The 18102-nt window shown below is 35.2% G+C and carries 17 protein-coding genes and 1 pseudogene; 6 read left to right on the forward strand and 12 right to left on the reverse strand.

Features of this window, described 5'->3' with window-relative positions:
* Positions 1-684, forward strand: coding sequence for a tRNA (adenosine(37)-N6)-threonylcarbamoyltransferase complex dimerization subunit type 1 TsaB (tsaB, locus tag CPT03_RS02710; RefSeq protein ID WP_099437399.1), 684 nt, complete (start codon positions 1-3; stop codon positions 682-684).
* A gap of 3 nt (positions 685-687) precedes the next feature.
* Here tsaB and CPT03_RS02715 read toward each other — a convergent pair whose 3' ends face one another.
* Positions 688-2130, reverse strand: a complete 1443-nt coding sequence (locus CPT03_RS02715) for a DUF5723 family protein (protein ID WP_245869954.1) — start codon at positions 2128-2130, stop codon at positions 688-690.
* On the reverse strand, positions 2127-3713 hold the full coding sequence (locus CPT03_RS02720) for a hypothetical protein (RefSeq protein ID WP_099437401.1): 1587 nt from the start codon (positions 3711-3713) through the stop codon (positions 2127-2129). The genes CPT03_RS02715 and CPT03_RS02720 overlap by 4 nt, the downstream gene beginning before the upstream one ends.
* A gap of 97 nt (positions 3714-3810) precedes the next feature.
* Between CPT03_RS02720 and CPT03_RS02725 the strand changes: the two genes are divergently transcribed.
* From CPT03_RS02725 to CPT03_RS02735, 3 genes are all read left to right on the forward strand, one after another.
* Entirely contained in the window at positions 3811-4206 is a 396-nt protein-coding gene (locus tag CPT03_RS02725; protein WP_099437402.1) for a DUF423 domain-containing protein, read from the forward strand.
* Complete coding sequence (priA, locus tag CPT03_RS02730) at positions 4206-6707, forward strand: primosomal protein N' (protein WP_099437403.1); 2502 nt, start codon at positions 4206-4208, stop codon at positions 6705-6707. The genes CPT03_RS02725 and priA overlap by 1 nt, the downstream gene beginning before the upstream one ends.
* A gap of 99 nt (positions 6708-6806) precedes the next feature.
* On the forward strand, positions 6807-7463 hold the full coding sequence (locus CPT03_RS02735; protein ID WP_099437404.1) for a protein-L-isoaspartate(D-aspartate) O-methyltransferase: 657 nt from the start codon (positions 6807-6809) through the stop codon (positions 7461-7463).
* A 13-nt stretch (positions 7464-7476) separates the two neighbouring features.
* Here CPT03_RS02735 and smpB read toward each other — a convergent pair whose 3' ends face one another.
* Genes smpB through CPT03_RS02750 form a run of 3 tightly spaced genes read right to left on the reverse strand, consistent with a single transcriptional unit; the run spans position 7477 to position 10485 of the window.
* A complete protein-coding gene (gene smpB, locus CPT03_RS02740) occupies positions 7477-7926 on the reverse strand; it encodes an SsrA-binding protein SmpB (RefSeq protein WP_172954127.1) in 450 nt (149 codons plus the stop codon).
* A gap of 23 nt (positions 7927-7949) precedes the next feature.
* The gene (locus CPT03_RS02745) at positions 7950-9830 is read right to left on the reverse strand and encodes an Nramp family divalent metal transporter (RefSeq protein ID WP_099437406.1); all 1881 of its coding nucleotides are present in this window, start codon (positions 9828-9830) and stop codon (positions 7950-7952) included.
* A gap of 1 nt (position 9831) precedes the next feature.
* Positions 9832-10485 carry a metal-dependent transcriptional regulator gene (locus CPT03_RS02750; RefSeq protein ID WP_099437407.1) on the reverse strand — a complete coding sequence of 218 codons (654 nt, stop codon included), beginning with the start codon at positions 10483-10485 and terminating at the stop codon, positions 9832-9834.
* A 141-nt stretch (positions 10486-10626) separates the two neighbouring features.
* Between CPT03_RS02750 and CPT03_RS02755 the strand changes: the two genes are divergently transcribed.
* The gene (locus CPT03_RS02755; RefSeq protein WP_048906633.1) at positions 10627-11097 is read left to right on the forward strand and encodes an Lrp/AsnC family transcriptional regulator; all 471 of its coding nucleotides are present in this window, start codon (positions 10627-10629) and stop codon (positions 11095-11097) included.
* A 6-nt stretch (positions 11098-11103) separates the two neighbouring features.
* Here CPT03_RS02755 and ung read toward each other — a convergent pair whose 3' ends face one another.
* Both ung and CPT03_RS02765 read right to left on the reverse strand, forming a co-directional pair.
* The gene (ung, locus tag CPT03_RS02760; protein WP_099437408.1) at positions 11104-11781 is read right to left on the reverse strand and encodes a uracil-DNA glycosylase; all 678 of its coding nucleotides are present in this window, start codon (positions 11779-11781) and stop codon (positions 11104-11106) included.
* Between the two features lie 2 nt (positions 11782-11783).
* Positions 11784-12257, reverse strand: coding sequence for a thioredoxin family protein (locus CPT03_RS02765; protein ID WP_099437409.1), 474 nt, complete (start codon positions 12255-12257; stop codon positions 11784-11786).
* A 146-nt stretch (positions 12258-12403) separates the two neighbouring features.
* On the opposite strand from CPT03_RS02765, the gene CPT03_RS02770 reads away from it, so the two are divergent.
* Positions 12404-12943: a hypothetical protein gene (locus tag CPT03_RS02770; RefSeq protein WP_099437410.1), complete on the forward strand. Its 540-nt coding sequence runs from the start codon at positions 12404-12406 to the stop codon at positions 12941-12943.
* A gap of 33 nt (positions 12944-12976) precedes the next feature.
* Here CPT03_RS02770 and CPT03_RS02775 read toward each other — a convergent pair whose 3' ends face one another.
* From CPT03_RS02775 to iscU, 5 genes and pseudogenes are all read right to left on the reverse strand, one after another.
* A complete protein-coding gene (locus tag CPT03_RS02775; RefSeq protein ID WP_099437411.1) occupies positions 12977-13195 on the reverse strand; it encodes a hypothetical protein in 219 nt (72 codons plus the stop codon).
* Between the two features lie 87 nt (positions 13196-13282).
* Positions 13283-15003, reverse strand: a pseudogene (gene lysS, locus CPT03_RS02780) (lysine--tRNA ligase).
* A gap of 143 nt (positions 15004-15146) precedes the next feature.
* Positions 15147-17060 (reverse strand): AMP-dependent synthetase/ligase, encoded by a 1914-nt coding sequence (locus CPT03_RS02785; RefSeq protein WP_099437412.1) that lies wholly within the window; start codon positions 17058-17060, stop codon positions 15147-15149.
* A gap of 133 nt (positions 17061-17193) precedes the next feature.
* Entirely contained in the window at positions 17194-17520 is a 327-nt protein-coding gene (locus tag CPT03_RS02790) for a HesB/IscA family protein (protein ID WP_099437413.1), read from the reverse strand.
* A 62-nt stretch (positions 17521-17582) separates the two neighbouring features.
* The gene (gene iscU / locus CPT03_RS02795; protein WP_099437414.1) at positions 17583-17996 is read right to left on the reverse strand and encodes a Fe-S cluster assembly scaffold IscU; all 414 of its coding nucleotides are present in this window, start codon (positions 17994-17996) and stop codon (positions 17583-17585) included.
* Positions 17997-18102 lie beyond the last annotated feature (106 nt).

Genomic DNA, 18102 nt, shown 5'->3' on the forward strand with positions numbered 1-18102 from the left:
ATGGCTACTATACTTCAAATTGAAACAGCAACACAAGTTTGCTCTGCTGCAATAGCACATGATGGTAAAACAATCGCTCTAAAAGAGATGATGGCCAATAATATTCATGCAGGTAGCTTAACTTTGTTTATTAAGGAGGCAATGGATTCAACCGGGTTCCAATTTGAAGATCTTGACGCCATAGCAGTTAGTATGGGGCCAGGCTCTTATACTGGGCTTCGCATTGGCGTTTCTACTGCAAAGGGATTATGTTATGCGCTAGATAAGCCGTTAATTGCAGTTCCTACACTTCAAATGATGGCCGAAGGGTTTATGCGTCAAAATCCAGAGTACGCGGATTCGATTTGTTCAATGATTGATGCCAGAAGAATGGAAGTTTTTACTTCTCTTTACGATAGTGACCTTAAAATGTTGTCCCCAGTTTCTGCCAAGATAATAAGTGAATATAGTTTTTCTAAGGAATTAGATAATGGTATAGTGACTTTTATTGGTAATGGTGCTGCAAAATGTGCGCCGGTATTGCAACATGAAAATGCCCGATTTTCTGAACTGAATTTTAATTCAGCTTCGTATATGAGTAAACTTGCCCACACAGCTTATTCGTCTTCAAGGTTTGAAGATGTTGCTTATTTTGAGCCTTTTTACCTGAAGGATTTTGTTTTAACCACACCTAAAAAAAAGTAAAATCTATCTCTTTTTAGAGAATATGCTAAAAATGCGTTTAAAGAAACTGCTATCCTGATCGTCTAATCCAGGTATATAGCTACTATTTTGAGGATGTTCTACTGTATAGCCAAACTTAATGCCTAGCCCCATGTAAAAGGATGCCCCGTTATAGCCTGATTTCGGAGATGAATCAGTTTTAATTGCTGCGTAAGCAGTTCGGGTTGTTTTAAGCAGGTTATCTGATCCCATAAAGAATTCAAAGTTTGGTGTTTGATACATTCCTTGCATTCCAAAAAGAAATAGATTGTTGAAATTATATATTGGAATTGCACTTATGGAGAAATCACTATAATGGAACTTATTTACAATGGCTACATCGCCCCCGTTGTAAAACAAATTTTTTGATGCTATAATACTAGGTGTGTAGAAACTGTATGTTTTAGAAATTAGGAAATCTGCTTTTGCGTTAATTAGCGTATAGAAGCTTTTATTTACTACATTATTTTTTACAATATCAGTGATTTGGTTCTTTATCTTTTGATCTTGTTGTTTTGGAGTAAGAGGAGGAGCATCGGGATTATTATATTCAGGAATTATAGCAGGGTTAAGCATGTTATCGAAATTGCTTGTATAGGAGCTTTTGCTCCATCTTATTACACCCAGGTCTTTTATGTTCGCTATAATAATTATCCCATTTTTTGATGTATAGGTTGTGCCAAAACTAAGGGCGACCCCTGGATTTTTAAATGTTGGAATCAAGTCGTTTGTTTCTAAGTTTTTGGCTTCAAGGAAACTTGCTTTATATGTGCCTCTTAGTGATAAAGCTACTCTGTCATTACCTGGCTCTGTTCGAATAGCAGAATTAGTAATTTTTAAATTGTTATATGAAATTCCACTTAGCAAGCTAAGTTTAATTCCAAAGGCAAGTTTTTTTGTATAATTTTCTCTATAAGCTAAACTGAATTGGTGATAAGACTGACCGTAACCGCTATTGTTAAATGGATTTATGGGAGAGTTGTTAATAAAGCGATTGTAGTCGTCCAGTACCGCAAGTGATTCGTTTGTATATTTTGCATGAAGGTCTGTTCGAAGTTGCCATGAAAAACCAATCTCTTTGTGGTATTTATAAGATTTGAATATTTTGAAGTTGAACAGGTAGATATTAGTATTTTGATAAATGTTATTTAGTTTATTTGTTCCTATTGGGATATCTCTTACAGAAAGATTTCCGGTGCTAATTAAGTTATGCATTATATCTTCATTGCCTTTGTTTATGGCATTTAATCCAAAATAGGGTAGGAAGAAGTTTGAGGCATACTTACGGGAAGAATCCAAAACAAATGTTTTTTGCGCTGGATTCTCAAATCCGTCAAACATGGTTTTAGTATTGAAAAGGCCATATTGCTGAGCTTTGACCTGATTTAAAAGAAAGAGAAAGGAGATGATGATTAGATATTTTCTCATAATGAGTCATTTTCTAATATTACAGAATCTTGCGTTAAAGGTTGTTGTTTCCTGCTCATCAAAACATTTGTCTGAAATTTACCATTATCTCCGCTAAGTTGGTATATAAATGACTGATAATTTTTTAACCCTTTTTGCGATGTGATGTGTTTAAAGTATGGCAGGTATATATTTTTAAGAAATATGTCAGAGGAATTATTAAAGTCAATAAAGAAACCAATACTGGAAGTATTTGGAAGTTGATTAACGCTATTGGCATAGCTCTCTTTGTTAATGAAAAGCCTATTGTTTTTATAATTGTTTAGAAAAGATTGTATTGTACTTGCATTATTAGCGAAAACCATGTAGTTATCTATAATAATGTAATAAGGCCTTTTAAACTTCTTAAATGGTTCTCCAAAATAAACATACAATAGGTCATCCTCTTTAAGTAATTTTATGCCATCACCATAATCTGTACTGAGGTCTAGTAATAGCTGATCAACTTTTTCGCCGTTACTAAGATTAATGGCTCCGATTTTTTCTGTGGTACTTAATTGGAAGGTAATGAGTTGATCTTTGAAATATTTAGGAAATATCTGATTTGCATCTATATGATATTTTTGGTTTACATTTTTTAAGATACTACTTGTTCTATTAGATTCCTTCTTAACAGTGAACCAGTTTTGTAGCTTTTTTTTCCAATCAAGATAATTTTCAATGGCAAAAACAGTATAATTGGCCGTATTTTCGGGTAACATATTGGTTATGTTAATTTTTTGAGCATTAGAATTGGAGAATAACTCAAAGTAGTCATTTGGGTCATTGTTTTGTGTTACTCCGGTGAGTAATATTTTCTCTTTGCTAAAATTGTATACCAGGGATGCAAATGCATCACAATTTTCCAATACAGATAGCTCACCGCTAAGTTTGCCGGGCATAGTTGATTTCAACAATGCAGGGAGCTCTTTAAAGTTAATATATACTTCTGCAAGGCTACTTTTTGTTAATCTGCTGGTTGATTTGATATGCTGAGAAAATGAGCTATTGTTGTTAATACTTGTTGATAAGGTTTTTAAAACTTGTTGAACAGAGGTGGATAACAGCAGAAGATTATCTTTTGTGCCGAGATAAAAAACTGAACTATCAGGTAAAATTATAGTAGTTATTTTTTTTGAAGTATCTAATTGTAATCTGGCAGATTTTAGTGAAATCAACAATTGATTTATATTGGATGATGGATTAATCTGGGTACTATACAGCAAATCAATATGTTTTTCTTTTCCTGGAATTAAGCTAACGTACACATTTTGTTTGCCAATAATGCGGTTGATGTCTGGAATTGAAAGTATATAATCATTTATGGATTGCAGTTGTTTGAAATTGTCCTCTCCAATAATCTCTTTTAAAATATCCTGACCTTTAAGAATCTCAAAGATGCTCCTGTCATTTTGGAATGAGAAGATGAAAGCTGAATTTGATGTAGCTGCATACAAACTGCTTTCATTACTTTTCTGATCAGTGTTTAAACCAGAAAAATAGACATAAGCCAAGGTTAATATGGCTGTAAATAGGGTTATTATAATGACAAGAATTTTTTTCATTTGCTGTTACTACAAATTTAATTTTAATAGTTGGGATTAATAATAAATGCTTCAAGTTTGTTAAGTTTGTTATCTAAAATTGTCGGTTTAGAATATAATGGATAGACGTATATTGATAACTGCATCATTATTAGGAGCTATTGCAGTAATGCTTGGGGCCTTTGGTGCACACGGTTTAAAGAATTTAGTAGATGCCGGATCTATCGAGATCTGGGCAAAGGGAGTGGAGTATCAGTTCTATCATGCCTTTGCGTTACTTTTCCTTTCTCAATTTAAAGGTAAAGAAACTGGGCAGGGCAAATTAATAAATATGACTTACAGCTTTTTTACCTTCGGTGTATTGCTGTTTTCAGGATCACTATATTTACTTGCAATACGCAGTATAACAAACATTGGATTTGTAAATTACATTGGCCCGGTAACTCCAATTGGTGGTTTGCTGTTAATTCTTGGCTGGGTGTCTTTACTTTTAGCAGCTTTAAAAAGTAAATAATGCTGGATTTTCTTGATCGGGAATTTGTGGAAAGGGAAACACTTTTTGTGGAAGTTATTTTGCCGCTTTCTCTATCTAAAAATTACATGTATCGCATTCCCTTTGAATTAAACGATCAGGTAGCGATTGGCAAGCGTGTAGTAGTTCAGTTCGGTAAAAATAAAATTTATACAGCTTTAGTAAAAACTATAAGCAACGAAGCCCCTGAAGCTTACGAAGCTAAATACATTATTGATGTTGTTGATGCTTATCCAATTATTACCACTGAACAGTTAAAATTGTGGGATTGGATGACTTCTTATTACCTATGTAATGAGGGAGATGTTTTATCAGCAGCATTGCCAACTGGCTTAAAGCTGGCAAGTGAAACAATTATTGTATTAAAGGAAGAAAGTCCTCTTTCTGATGAAGACGGTGTTATTCAGGAAATTGTTTTTACTGATAAGGAGCAGATTATATTAAATGCCCTAACAAGTAGGCCGAGATTAACTATTGATGATGTATCGGCATTATTAGGTCAGAAAACTGTTTACCCAATAATTAACTCCTTACTTAGCAAAGGGATGGTTTATATTGCTGAAGAGGTAATAGAGAAATATAAACCTTTGTTAAAATCATTTGTTGCTTTACAGCCATTTTATAATGAGGGAGAGAACTTAAAACAGCTGTTTTCTATTTTAGAGCGCGCGCCTAAGCAATTAAATGCGCTTTTGGCTTATTTAAAACTATCTAAGCAACAAACTACAATTTCGAAGCAACAATTACTCGAGGAAAGTGCTTGTGGTACTGGAGCCCTTAAAACACTTGTTGATAAAGAGATTTTTGCAGTGTACAAACGACCAGTTAGCAGGTTATTAGAAAATACAGAAGATTTTGTCTTGAATTTTGAACTAAGTGAGGCTCAAAATAGAGCTTTGCAACAAATAGAAGATGGATTTTTGACCAGGGATGTTATGTTGTTGCACGGTGTAACTGCTTCGGGGAAAACGCAGATCTACATTAAGCTAATTGAAAAAGCGATTGAAAATGGAGGTCAGGTACTATTCTTATTACCCGAAATTGCATTAACAACACAAATAGTGGATCGCATACAACGCTATTTTGGAGATGCTATAGGCGTTTATCATTCTAAATTTAATAATAATGAAAGAGTAGAGATCTGGAACAGTGTGTTAAATGGCAAGTATCGCGTGGTTTTGGGTGCCCGTTCTGCTGTATTCCTGCCTTTTAAGGAACTAAAATTGATTGTTGTTGATGAAGAACATGAGTCTTCTTATAAGCAGCATGATCCATCTCCAAGGTATCAGGCAAGAGATGCTGCGGTCTATCTTGGGCATTTGCATCAGGCTAAAGTTATGCTTGGCTCTGCCACGCCATCAATTGAAAGCTATTATAATGCAGTTAGTGGTAAGTATGGTCTGGTTACAATTACTGAAAGATTTGGAGGCGTTGATTTGCCTTTGCAGGAGGTAATCAGTATTTCTGAAGAGACAAAGCGTAAGAAAATGGTATCATATTTTTCTAGCAAATTGATTGATGAGATTGCTTTTGCATTGGAAAATAAGGAACAGGTGATTTTGTTTCAGAATAGAAGGGGATATGCAACTATTTTAATTTGTGGTACCTGTGGTTATGCGCCAAAATGTGTGAACTGTGATGTAAGTTTAACCTATCATAAAACAAGCGGAAAGTTGCACTGCCATTATTGTGGATACCACCAAAGTAGCATTAATATTTGTCCGGCCTGTGGGTCAGTTCATATTGAGCAAAAGGGTTTCGGTACCGAAAGGGTTGAAGAAGAATTGAGTTTGGTTTTTCCTGAAGCAAAAATTTCAAGGCTGGACGTTGATAGTACTCGCACTAAGAATGGATTGCAACAGATCATTTCTGATTTTCAAGAGAAGAAAACAGATATCCTGATTGGTACACAAATGGTGGCTAAAGGATTAGACTTTGATAACGTGATTCTTATTGGTGTTATCAATGCCGATACACTTTTAAATTATCCGGATTTCAGGGCTTTTGAAAGAAGCTATCAGTTACTTGCACAGGTTGCAGGCAGGGCGGGCAGAAGAGGTAAGCAGGGCAAGGTAATTATTCAGGCTTATAACGATAACCATAGAATCATTAATCAGGTTATAGAAAATAAGTACCTGGAAATGTATAATGAGGAACTAGCAGAACGCAAACAGTTTAATTACCCCCCATTTACAAGGCTCATCTTTATTAATATAAGGCATAAGGATGCTGATCTTTTAAATGTGGCCTCACAGAAATTTGCAAGCATTCTTAAAGGACAGCTTGGTGGTAGGGTTCTTGGACCTGAACAACCAATGGTTTCGCGCGTTAGAAATTACTACATTAAGCAGGTAATTATTAAAAGTGATAAAAATACTTCAATTCAAAAGGTAAAGTCGATATTGAAAGAAACTATTGTTCAATTTCAATCAGAAAAGAACTATCGTGCAGTAAACATTCAGGTGGATGTGGATCCATACTAGTTTTTATTAGGATTGATTTTGTGGACATTAGCCTTTTTTTAACTTTTTGGCCCAAATAATTAACTTTATTAGATTTGAAAAGGCTAATTTTGGGGTGCTATGGCGTATAAGTTTGTTGACAATTACAGAGAAAAGGGAGCGAGAAAGAAGTTGGTTGAACACCTTGAAGCAAGGGGTATTGCCGATAAAAAAGTGTTGAGAGCTATAGGTAAAGTACCTCGCCATTTCTTTTTTGATGAAACTTTCTGGAATCAGGCATATAAAGATATTGCTTTTCCAATTGGCGATGGACAAACTATTTCGCAACCTTATACGGTTGCTTATCAAAGCGAACTACTTCACATTAAAAAAGGCGATAAGGTTCTTGAGATTGGTACTGGCTCTGGGTATCAAACCTGTATTTTAATGGAGCTTGGAGCGAACGTTTATACTATTGAACGTCAGGAAAGTATTTACAGGCATACCATAAGGGTTTTACCTGGAATGGGTTATAATGCACATTTCTTTTTTGGAGATGGATCAAAGGGAATTGCTGATCATGCTCCATATCATAAGATAATTGTAACAGCGGGGGCTCCTTTTGTGCCAGAGATACTACTTAAACAACTTAAAATAGGTGGTATTTTAGTAATTCCCGTGGGTGATGAGCATTCTCAAAAAATGGTAACAGTAATTCGTGTAAGTGAAACTGACTACGAAAGGATAGAATTAGATACGTTTAGATTTGTCCCTTTGGTTGGAGATCAAGCCTGGTAATTTAGCAGGGCTGTTAGAATTTCATAGCCCTGTCCATTTCCCTTTTCGATTCTCTGTCTTTAATACTATCTCTCTTGTCGAATTCTTTTTTACCTTGTGCCAATGCAATCTCAATCTTTGCAAAACCTCTTTCGTTGGTGAAAATGCGAAGTGGAACAATTGTGTAACCCTTTTCTTCTCCTTTAACCCTAAGTTTTTTGAGCTCTTTTTTCTGTAAAAGGAGTGCCCTGTCTCGTTTAATATCGTGATGGTGAAACGAACTGTGACTATATTCTGAGATGTGCAGATTCCTTACATAAAGTGAACTGCCTATGAACATACAAAATGCATCAGACATATTAGCTTTACCTTGTCTGATGGCTTTTATTTCTGTGCCTAACAAAGCAATTCCTGCATTATACTTTTCAATAATGTGGTAATCAAAATAGGCTCTTTTATTTTTAATCTGGATATCGTTCTTCATAAGAATCCGCTAATATCTCAAATTTATCTTACAATAAGCACGGGGATGGTTACTTTATGACGTACAGAATTCACGGTAGTTCCAAGTATTAGGTCTTTTAACCCTTTGTGCCCATGAGCCCCCATAACAAGCAGTTCAAGATTACTTTCATTTGTAATATCTACTATTGCTTTTACAGTACCTCCATAACCTATATGTATAGTTGCTTTGTAGCCAAGTTCGGCCAAATTGTTTCGGTATTTTTCCAGGTTTTCAGTGTCACTTTGCGTCTCATAATCTAAGGCCGAATCTCCATGGTAACGAGCTACAGCAGTTTCAACTACGTGAATTAGATGGTAGTTAGCCTGTTTACCACCTTGGATTAAAGCATGTCTTATTGTGTTCCTGTCATTTTTAGAAAAGTCGACAGTAATACCGATTCTTTTGTAGTGTATTTTCTCAACCTCATCTATATTAAGAGCACTGCCGTGTGGGGTTACATTTTGCTCGCGCTTAATTTTGCTGATCAAAGGATATATAAAAACATATAATAAAAGCAATCCAATAAGTATAGCTAGTGGAACTATTATAACATAAACGTACCAACCACCATCAGCACCCCAGGTTTTAATCTCTTCTACAACGAGTTTAACATTTAAGGAAACAATAACGATGGAGCTTCCCCAGGCTAGAATTTTTACCCATGTTTTGATGGCGAATCCTTTCATCGTGCGCTTGTCTGATGTGAAGTGGATTAGTGGGATTACTGCAAAGCCGAGTTGAAGACTTAATACTACTTGACTTAAAATCAATAAACCACCTAAAGCATCATTGCCAAACCATAATATAGTAAAAAAAGCTGGTATAATTGCCAGTAAGCGTGTAATTAATCTGCGCAGCCATGGCTCTATACGAAGCTTTAAGTGGCCTTCCATTACAATTTGTCCTGCCAGGGTACCGGTTACAGTAGAGCTTTGTCCTGCAGCAATAAGCGCGATAGCAAAAAGAGCGGGAGCAACATTTCCAAAAATATTTTGAAGAAGTTTATGTGCGTCTTGAATTTCCGCAACCTCATGTAAACCATTTTTATAGAACGCAGCAGCTGCAAGAATTAAAATGGCAGCATTTACAAAAAATGCAAGGTTTAAAGCTATGGCAGTGTCAATGAAATTAAACTTGATAGCTTCTTTGATTCCTTTATTGTCTCTTTCAAATTTTCTGGTTTGAACCAGTGATGAGTGTAGATATAAGTTATGCGGCATCACGGTTGCACCAATAATACCAATTGCAATATACAGAGCTTCGCCTGACAGCATAGTTGGCTCAAAACCTTTTGCAATTTCTTTTAATGAAGGCTCTACGATGAACATTTCTATTAAAAATGAAACGCCTACAATAAATACCATAGATACAATAAAGGCCTCCATTTTTCGCATTCCTTTATTGAGTAGAAAAAGAAGAAGTACGGTGTCAAAAATTGTTAAGCTAATTCCCCATATTAATGGTAAACCAAACAATAGGTTTAAACCAATTGCCATACCTATGATTTCTGCCAGATCACAAGCAATAATTGCAGTTTGTGCCAGTCCAAAAAGAGGAATATTTACCCATTTTGGATAGCCATTTCTTGAGGCTTGAGCAAGATCTAATCCTCGAACTATTCCTAAACGGGCGCTGAGAGATTGGAGGAGTAGTGCAATCAGGTTCGACATTAACAGGATCCAGATAAGCTGATATCCGAATTTACTACCTCCAGCAATATCTGTTGCCCAATTCCCCGGGTCCATATATCCAACGCTTACCAGATAGGCTGGCCCTATAAAGGAAAGGATACGCCGCCAGCCAGTTCTTTTGCTGGTGTCAACACTTTGGTGTACTTCACTTAATGAGCCGGAATTCTTTGTCGTGGTCTCAGGTTTGTTCATATTACAATTTAATAAGGATGTGTTTTGCCACTTCCCGGCTTACGTTAATTTGTTTGTTTTCGATACTTAATTCTACAGAGCCATCGAAATCCGTGATTTCTGTGATCTTTATTTGTTTGCCTAGCGTTAAACCTAATTTTTCCAGATGTTGTAAAAAGAGAGAAGAGTGCTCGCTAACACCCATAATTAGTCCTTTATCTCCGGCTTTAAGCTTACTTAGTTTAATAAAAATTGTGTTTTCGAAATTCCCGTTCTTATCGGGAATAGGATCGCCGTGAGGATCGTTTCTTGGAAAGGCCAGAAATTCATCTAATCGTTCAATGAGCTCTGAAGATTTAATGTGCTCAAGTTCTTCTGCTATATCATGCACCTCATCCCACTTAAAACTTAGCTTCTCAACAAGAAATACCTCCCAAAGCCTATGTCTTCTTACAATGTTAATGGCAACCGTTTTTCCTGATTCTGTAAGTTTTACTCCCTGATATTTTTTGTAATCAACTAATTGCTTGTCAGCTAATTTCTTTATCATATCAGTAACTGAAGCAGCCTTGGTCTGTATTCTGTCTGCTATGGCATTTGTTTGTATTGCACCTTCAGTATTAAGCGAAAGGTGGTAAATGATTTTAAGATAGTTTTCCTCTGTTAACGATTGCATTTATAGTTATCTAACAATAAGTTTAGGCAAATCTAAAAAAAAATATCAAAAAATAAACTATAAATAATTGTAACAATTTTAGAATAAAATTTGGTAGGTAATGGATTCTTATTCTACCTTTGGAAAATTATTGATAAACTAATGGCAGCAGAACTAGATAAAACTGATTTTAAAATTCTTAAATTACTACAAGAAAATGGAAGGATAACCAACTTATTGTTATCTCAGGAGATAGGCCTTTCACCAGCGCCAACACTAGAAAGAGTACGTAAATTAGAAATGTCGGGTTTTATCAAAAGCTACCATGCCCTTGTTGACGAAGAGAAGTTAGGTTTAGGCATTAAAACTTTTATTCAGGTTCAACTTGATTTTCATAAAAATAATACCATACAGATCTTTTTGGATGAGGTAAATCAGATTAAAGAAATTACAGAATGTCACCACGTTACTGGACAAGCCGATTTCTTACTTAAGGTTTACGTTAATGACATTAAGGCTTATGAACGTTTAATTATGGATAAGATCAGTAAAATATCTGTAGTTAAAACTTTTCAGACAATGATGATCATGTCTACTACCAAAAAGGAGCCAATCGTTCCTTTGGAATACTAATTTCTTTTAGATAATTTGCCAGTTAATTGCACTAAGACCTTGTTTTTCTAAAATAGCATTGGCCTTAGAAAAATGCCTGCACCCAAAAAATCCATTATAGGCCGAGAAAGGAGATGGATGGGCTGCCGTCAAAATAGTGTGTTTGGTCTGATCAATTAATGTCGATTTATTTTGGGCATATCTACCCCATAAAAGGAAAACTAGGCCCTTTCTATGTTCAGATAGTTGATTTATTATTTTGTCGGTAAATATTTCCCAACCCTTACCCTGATGAGATCCTGCTTCGTGGGCTCTGACCGTTAAAGTAGCATTAAGCAACAAAACTCCTTCATCAGCCCATTTGGTTAAATTGCCATGGGAAGGAGTCGAAAATCCCTCAATATCAGTAACAAGTTCTTTATATATGTTCTTTAAAGAAGGAGGAACTGTAACACCTTTTTGAACTGAAAAAGATAAACCATGAGCCTGTCCTTGTCCATGATAAGGGTCTTGCCCTAAAATCACTACCTTAACTTTATCAAATGGGGTATGATCTAATGCATTAAAAACCTCTGATCCCTTAGGGTATACTGTGATGCCTTTTTGCTTTTCCTGCTGTAAGAAAGTTTTTAGATCTTTCATATAGCTCTTTTCAAATTCGGCATCTAGTTCTTTAAGCCAGCTCTTCTCTAAAGTAATCGACATATTTAGTTTTTTGATAATATAAGTGCCAAATCTTCTTCAATACTTATAATTGGTTTTTCAATAATCCGACCGAGCTCTTTTTCATCGTCATAAATAATAAAGGTTGGTACACGATCTATATTTAAGTTCTCTAATGACCCATTTTCCGCTTTTTTTGTTCTATCTACACAGATAAAAGTTATGTCTTTTTTATCAAGCGACGATGCATCTGTCGTTTTTAGAAAATGGGGTAATTGTTCACGGCTATCACCGCACCATGTTCCTAAAACAATGGTAATAGTTTTGCCTTTTAATAAAAGCTCTATTTCGTTTAAAGCACCAGATTCAGGAATATATTTTGAGTACCCATTGTCATACATTTTCCTCATAGATGGAAATGTTGTTATAGCATCACGGGTACAGGTATTTAATAGAATGATTTCGCCAGTTGAGGAATCTTCTACTTGCTTATTAATATGCGGCGCTGTGGTTTCCATAATTAAAGATTTGTAAATCTATTCATATTTTGAAAATCTTTAGGTAAAACATGAAAGGAACATGATTTCTTTTTTGTTTAAATTATAATTTTAAATCTGTTTTTTGGTATTTAAACACGATATTTGCAAAAAAAATATAAAAGGATATGCCAAATATAGTTCGTCTTATTTTAGGTTTTGTTGTGTTGGGAGCTTCTATAGCACTTATGTTTTTCAGTTTCTGGGGATGGGGTATTCTTGGTGTTTTTATTGGTATCCTAATTCTTGTAACCTATTTTTATAATGAGAATATGCTGCTTGCTCAGTGGTTTTTAAGAAAGGACAACATGGTTAAGGCCGAAGCCTTCTTAAAAAGAATTACCAATTATGAAAAGCAATTAATTCGGGTTCAACAGGGCTATTATAATCTTTTGATTGGTCTTATTGAGTCTAGAAAGGCTCCTATGCAGTCAGAAAAATATTTTAAGAAAGCACTTTCTTTAGGTCTGCATATGGATCATAATATTGCCTTAGCTAAATTAAGTTTAGCTGGAATATCTATGGCAAAAAGAAATAAGAGAGAAGCACAAATGTATCTGACTGAAGCAAAGAAGGCAGATAAGAATAAGCTACTTGCTGATCAGATAAAACAAATGAAGGATCAGCTTGGAATGATGGATAGACAACAACAGGTACGATACAGATAAGAGAAACTTAAAGCCACATGCAAATGTGGCTTTTTATTTTTCGCTTAATCTGTCAAAGTTCTCATTTGGTTCATAGTGTTCCGAAGTTCTGCTGATGATATCATCTTCAAGATAATCTTTCTTTCTGCTAAAGAACAATTGTTCTGACTGTATTCTTGTAATTAGCTGACGGATTAAAGTCAAATCAAATGCTTCTTTACTTAGCTTTATACAGTATTCTTTTTCTGTTATTTCAAGGCTTGAGCTATTCATAATTTATCAATTTTAATACGCCCTAAAAATAGAAAAGGCCTGCTAAGATTTTATGTAGCAGGCCTTTAAGTTTGTGTTATCTCTATGTTAAGAAAACCAAGCGGTTACGTCTTCTTTTGAAGGCATGGTTAATTCCAGTTTAAGTTTCTTACGCATCCCCCAAGATCATTGAAAACCTTGTTTGGATTAGCTCCTTTTAACTCTTCAATTGTATTGATTCCCATTTTTCTAATCACCTGAACCCATTCAGCAGGAACGCCTGCACTTACGAAATCTTCATCGGTGGTTACCTTTGCTTTTTTCTCAGGCCTCATTTGAGGGAAGAACAATACCTCCTGGATAGTAGATTGGTTAGTCATCAACATTACTAATCTGTCTATTCCTATTCCTAAACCTGAGGTTGGAGGCATCCCATACTCAAGAGCACGGATAAAATCGTCATCCATAGCCATTGCTTCATCATCACCCCTGGCTGCTAATTTCAATTGATCTTCAAAACGTTCTCTTTGATCAATTGGGTCATTAAGCTCTGAATAAGCATTTGCAATTTCTTTGCCCATTACAAACAATTCGAACCTTTCTACCAAGCCTTCTTTGCTTCTGTGTTTTTTAGCAAGCGGGGTCATCTCTAAAGGATAGTCAGTAATATAAGTAGGTTGGATTAGGTTAGCTTCAACCTTCTCACTAAATAGTTCATCTATAAGTTTTCCCCGGCCCATAGAATCATCTATTTCAACATTTAAACTTTTGCAAGTTTCTTTCAGTTCCTCTTCGGTCATGTTAGAAACATCTATGCCAGTATATTTTTGAATAGACTCATACATTGTCAATTTCTCATATGGTCCTTCAAAGTTGATTTCATGTTCGCCGACCTTCACAACCGCAGAGCCATGAATAGTTTCTGCTACTTTTTCAAGGCATTCTTCTACCATACTCATCATCCAGATATAATCTTTATAAGCCACATAGATTTCCATAGAGGTGAACTCTGGATTATGCGTGCGGTCCATACCCTCATTTCTGAACATCTTACCAAACTCATATACTCCATCAAATCCTGCTACAATAAGTCTTTTTAAATAAAGCTCATTTGCTATACGAAGGTATAGCGGCATATCTAAAGTATTATGATGCGTATTGAAAGGACGGGCAGCAGCACCACCATGAATAGGTTGTAGTATTGGCGTTTCTACTTCCATCCAGCCTTGGTTATCAAAATAATTTCTCATAGTATTGATAACTTTAGATCGATTGATAAAGATCTGTTTAAAACCCGGATTTACCGTTAAATCAACATAGCGTTGTCTGTAACGTAATTCAGGATCAGTAAATCCATCATATATATTACCCTCTTCATCGCGCTTAACTATAGGCAAAGGTTTTAAAGCTTTTGAAAGTAGCTTAAACTCTGTAACATGAACAGAAATTTCACCTGTTTGAGTGGTAAAAACGTAACCTTTAATACCTATAAAATCTCCTAAATCAAGTAGTTTTTTGAAAACAGTATTGTAAAGAGATTTGTCTTCATCCGGACAAATATCATCTCTCTTTATATAAACCTGTATTCTTCCTGTAGAATCTTGTATTTCAACAAATGAAGCACTTCCCATAATACGACGTGTCATTATCCTACCAGCTATACTAATGTTCTTATATGCAGTTTTGTCTCGCTCGTAGTTTGCTAAAATATCGGCTGCAGAAGCATTTATCTCAAATGCTTCTGCAGGGTAGGGGTTTATCCCTAATTCACGTAACTGATTTAGTGAATTACGGCGCAATAATTCTAATTCTGATAGTCCTGTACTCATATATCTTTTATATCCGGCATTGAGCCGTATAGTTTTATTTGTATTGTATTTTGAAATTATGCAAAAATAGGTATTTGCAGCATTTTTTTACTTGTATTAAATAGGAATATTCACTGCAAAACAAATTAGGTGTTGAAAGTATATTAATCTGCATCAACAGACTCATTATACATCTGGTTAATAGTTTCTGCATATTTTTTTTCAAGAACTTTTCTTTTAGCTTTTAAAGTTGGTGTTATTTCACCCTCTTCAATACTAAAAGGATTACGCTTAACTTTAAAATTCTTGATTCGTTCGAATTTTGCAAGTTCTCCAGAAAGTTTTTTAATATCCTGTCCTATCCAATCTATAATTTCTTTTTCTATAATAAATGGCTCAGGCTTTTGAAAAAATGATTCAGGAAGTTTAAATCTTTCTTGAAGATTTTCTTTGTTGGGAATAATGATAGCAGTAAGGTATTCTCTTTTGTCCCCAATTAAAAATAGCTGATCTATTTTAAGGCTTTTAAGGTATATATTCTCTACAGGAGTAGGATAAACATTTTTCCCATAAGCATTTACGATCATGTTTTTTAATCGATCTGTAATTTGTAAATTCCCTTTGTAAAATCTCCCAATATCACCTGTATGGAACCAATTGTGTTTGTCAATAGCTTCAGCGGTTTCAGCTGGCTTGTTAAAATAGCCCTGCATAACACAATGGCCTCTAACTATAATTTCTCCTTCAGCACACTCAAAATTTGGATCAAAAGATTCATGTGTTTGGATATTAATCATTTCTTTGGTTTCAACATCCTGAATTCCAATTTCAATGCCTGGAATTACGCGTCCAACTGTTCCATACACCTGTCGGTGGTATTCAGTTACCGACATAACTGGCGAAGTCTCCGTTAATCCAAATCCTTCAAGTATTTTTATGTCAAGGTTTCCAAAGAATTCGCCAACATTTTTAGGTAAGGCTGCTCCGCCCGAAATCATAAATTTTAATCTGCCCCCTGTTTTCTCTTTTATTTTGCTGAAAACAAGTTTCTCGGCGATTGAGCGTTTCATAGAAAGAAATATACCGGGAGTTTTTCCTTTTTCTTTTTCGTGACGATAATTTTTCCCTGTTTCAAGTGCCCAAAGAAAAATTTTAGACTTTAGTCCGTCGCCGGCTGTCCCACTTTTTATCGCTTTATCGTGAATCCTTTCTAATAGCCTTGGAACACAATTCATTACTGTGGGTTTTATTTCGCCCATATTTTTTGCCAGGAGCTCTAAACTTTGAGCAAAGGCAATTTTGCATCCCTGAGCACAGCAAACATGGTAAGTTGCAGTACGTTCAAAAACATGTGATAATGGCAAAAAAGATAAGAAGGTTTCAGTTTCATCAATAACAGGAATCTGTTGCAGGCAAACTTTTACATTCTCAACAAAATTGCTGTGTGAAAGCATCACTCCCTTAGGGGTGCCGGTAGTTCCAGAGGTGTAAATCAATGCTGATATATCTGAAGGGGTTAGCGAGTTCCTTATCTCTTGTATCTCCGTTAGTTTGTCAGCTGTAAGGTTTTTTTTGGCATTAAGTACTTCTTCAAAGCTAATAATTTCCGCATTAAAATCTTCCGGAACAGTAACTTTTGTGTATTCTGCAAAAGCAGGGATTATGTAGTTTAGTTGTCTGCAGTTACCAGAAATTTTAAGAATTTTTTTATAAAGGAAGGTATTCCCAACTAAGATAGCTTTGATACCAGAATCATTAATGATATATTCTACTTCATGTTCAGAAAGGGTAGGATATATTGATGTATTGATAGCTCCAATCTGTTGTATTCCCTGATCATAATAAACATATTCTGGTGAGTTCTCTATCATTAGTCCCATTCTGTCACCTTTTTTTATTCCTTTATTTAAAAAGAACAATGAAACCGCATCTGCATTGTCAAGAGTTTCTTTGAACGATATTTCTTCCCATTCTGAACTCTTTTTGTCTATAAGAAAGGTCTCTTCCGGTTTGTGAATATTTTCAACTACATTTCGCAGTAAACTGGGAACTGTAGAAGACTCGTTGAATGATACCATATTGTATGATTGGTTAGCTTGTTAAAGCAATGATAAACTTTTCCTTTTAAAAATGCAACCAGCATTGCAAGGCACATTTTGATAATAAAAAAGGGCGCTAAAAGCGCCCTCTACAAATATAGTGAAATGTATGTTAAACAGAAAAACTCTCTCCGCAACCACAAGAACGACTGGCATTTGGGTTGTTAAAATTAAAGCCTTTTCCATTTAAACCATCAGAAAAATCAAGTTCAGTACCAGCCAGATATAAGAAGGACTTCATATCCAGGGCTATTTTAATACCCTTGTCCTCAAAAAACTGATCTCCTTTTTGTTCTTCGTTATCAAAGTCCAGATTATATGATAATCCTGAACAGCCACCACCTTTAACTGAAACGCGCAAGAAATAGCTGTTATCCATATGCCCATCTTGCATAAGGTGATCAATTTTATTCTTTGCTTTCTCTGTTATTGTAATCATTTTAATAATATTTAGCAGTTAGTATAAAGTAATTCTGCTGATTGCAGTACTCCATACACTACTTAGTGATGAGATTTAGCTAACTCAAATGGTTCCATCCCGTTTTTAACGCGATAATCGTTAATTGCTGATTTAATAGCATCCTCAGCTAATACTGAACAGTGGATTTTTACCGGAGGTAGCGCTAATTCTTCAACAATATCCATATTGTCAATTGCTAATGCCTCATCAACAGTTTTCCCTTTTAACCATTCAGTTGCAAGTGAAGATGATGCAATTGCAGATCCACATCCAAATGTTTTGAATTTAGCATCTGTGATTACGTTGTTATCATCAACCTCAATTTGTAAACGCATAACGTCGCCGCACTCAGGTGCACCAACAAGGCCTGTTCCAACCGATTTACTATCTTTATCTAAAGTACCAACATTTCTAGGGTTGGTATAGTGTTCCATTACTTTTTCTGAATATGCCATCTTATTCTTGATTTATGATTTCAGATTTACGATCTCCAAAACCTTTTAAATTTTATCTTTTATATTTTGACTTTAGATTGAAATCGTAATTCGTAAATCCAAAATC

It is taken from the genome of Pedobacter ginsengisoli (assembly GCF_002736205.1).
Classification (GTDB): Bacteria; Bacteroidota; Bacteroidia; order Sphingobacteriales; family Sphingobacteriaceae; genus Pedobacter; species Pedobacter ginsengisoli_A.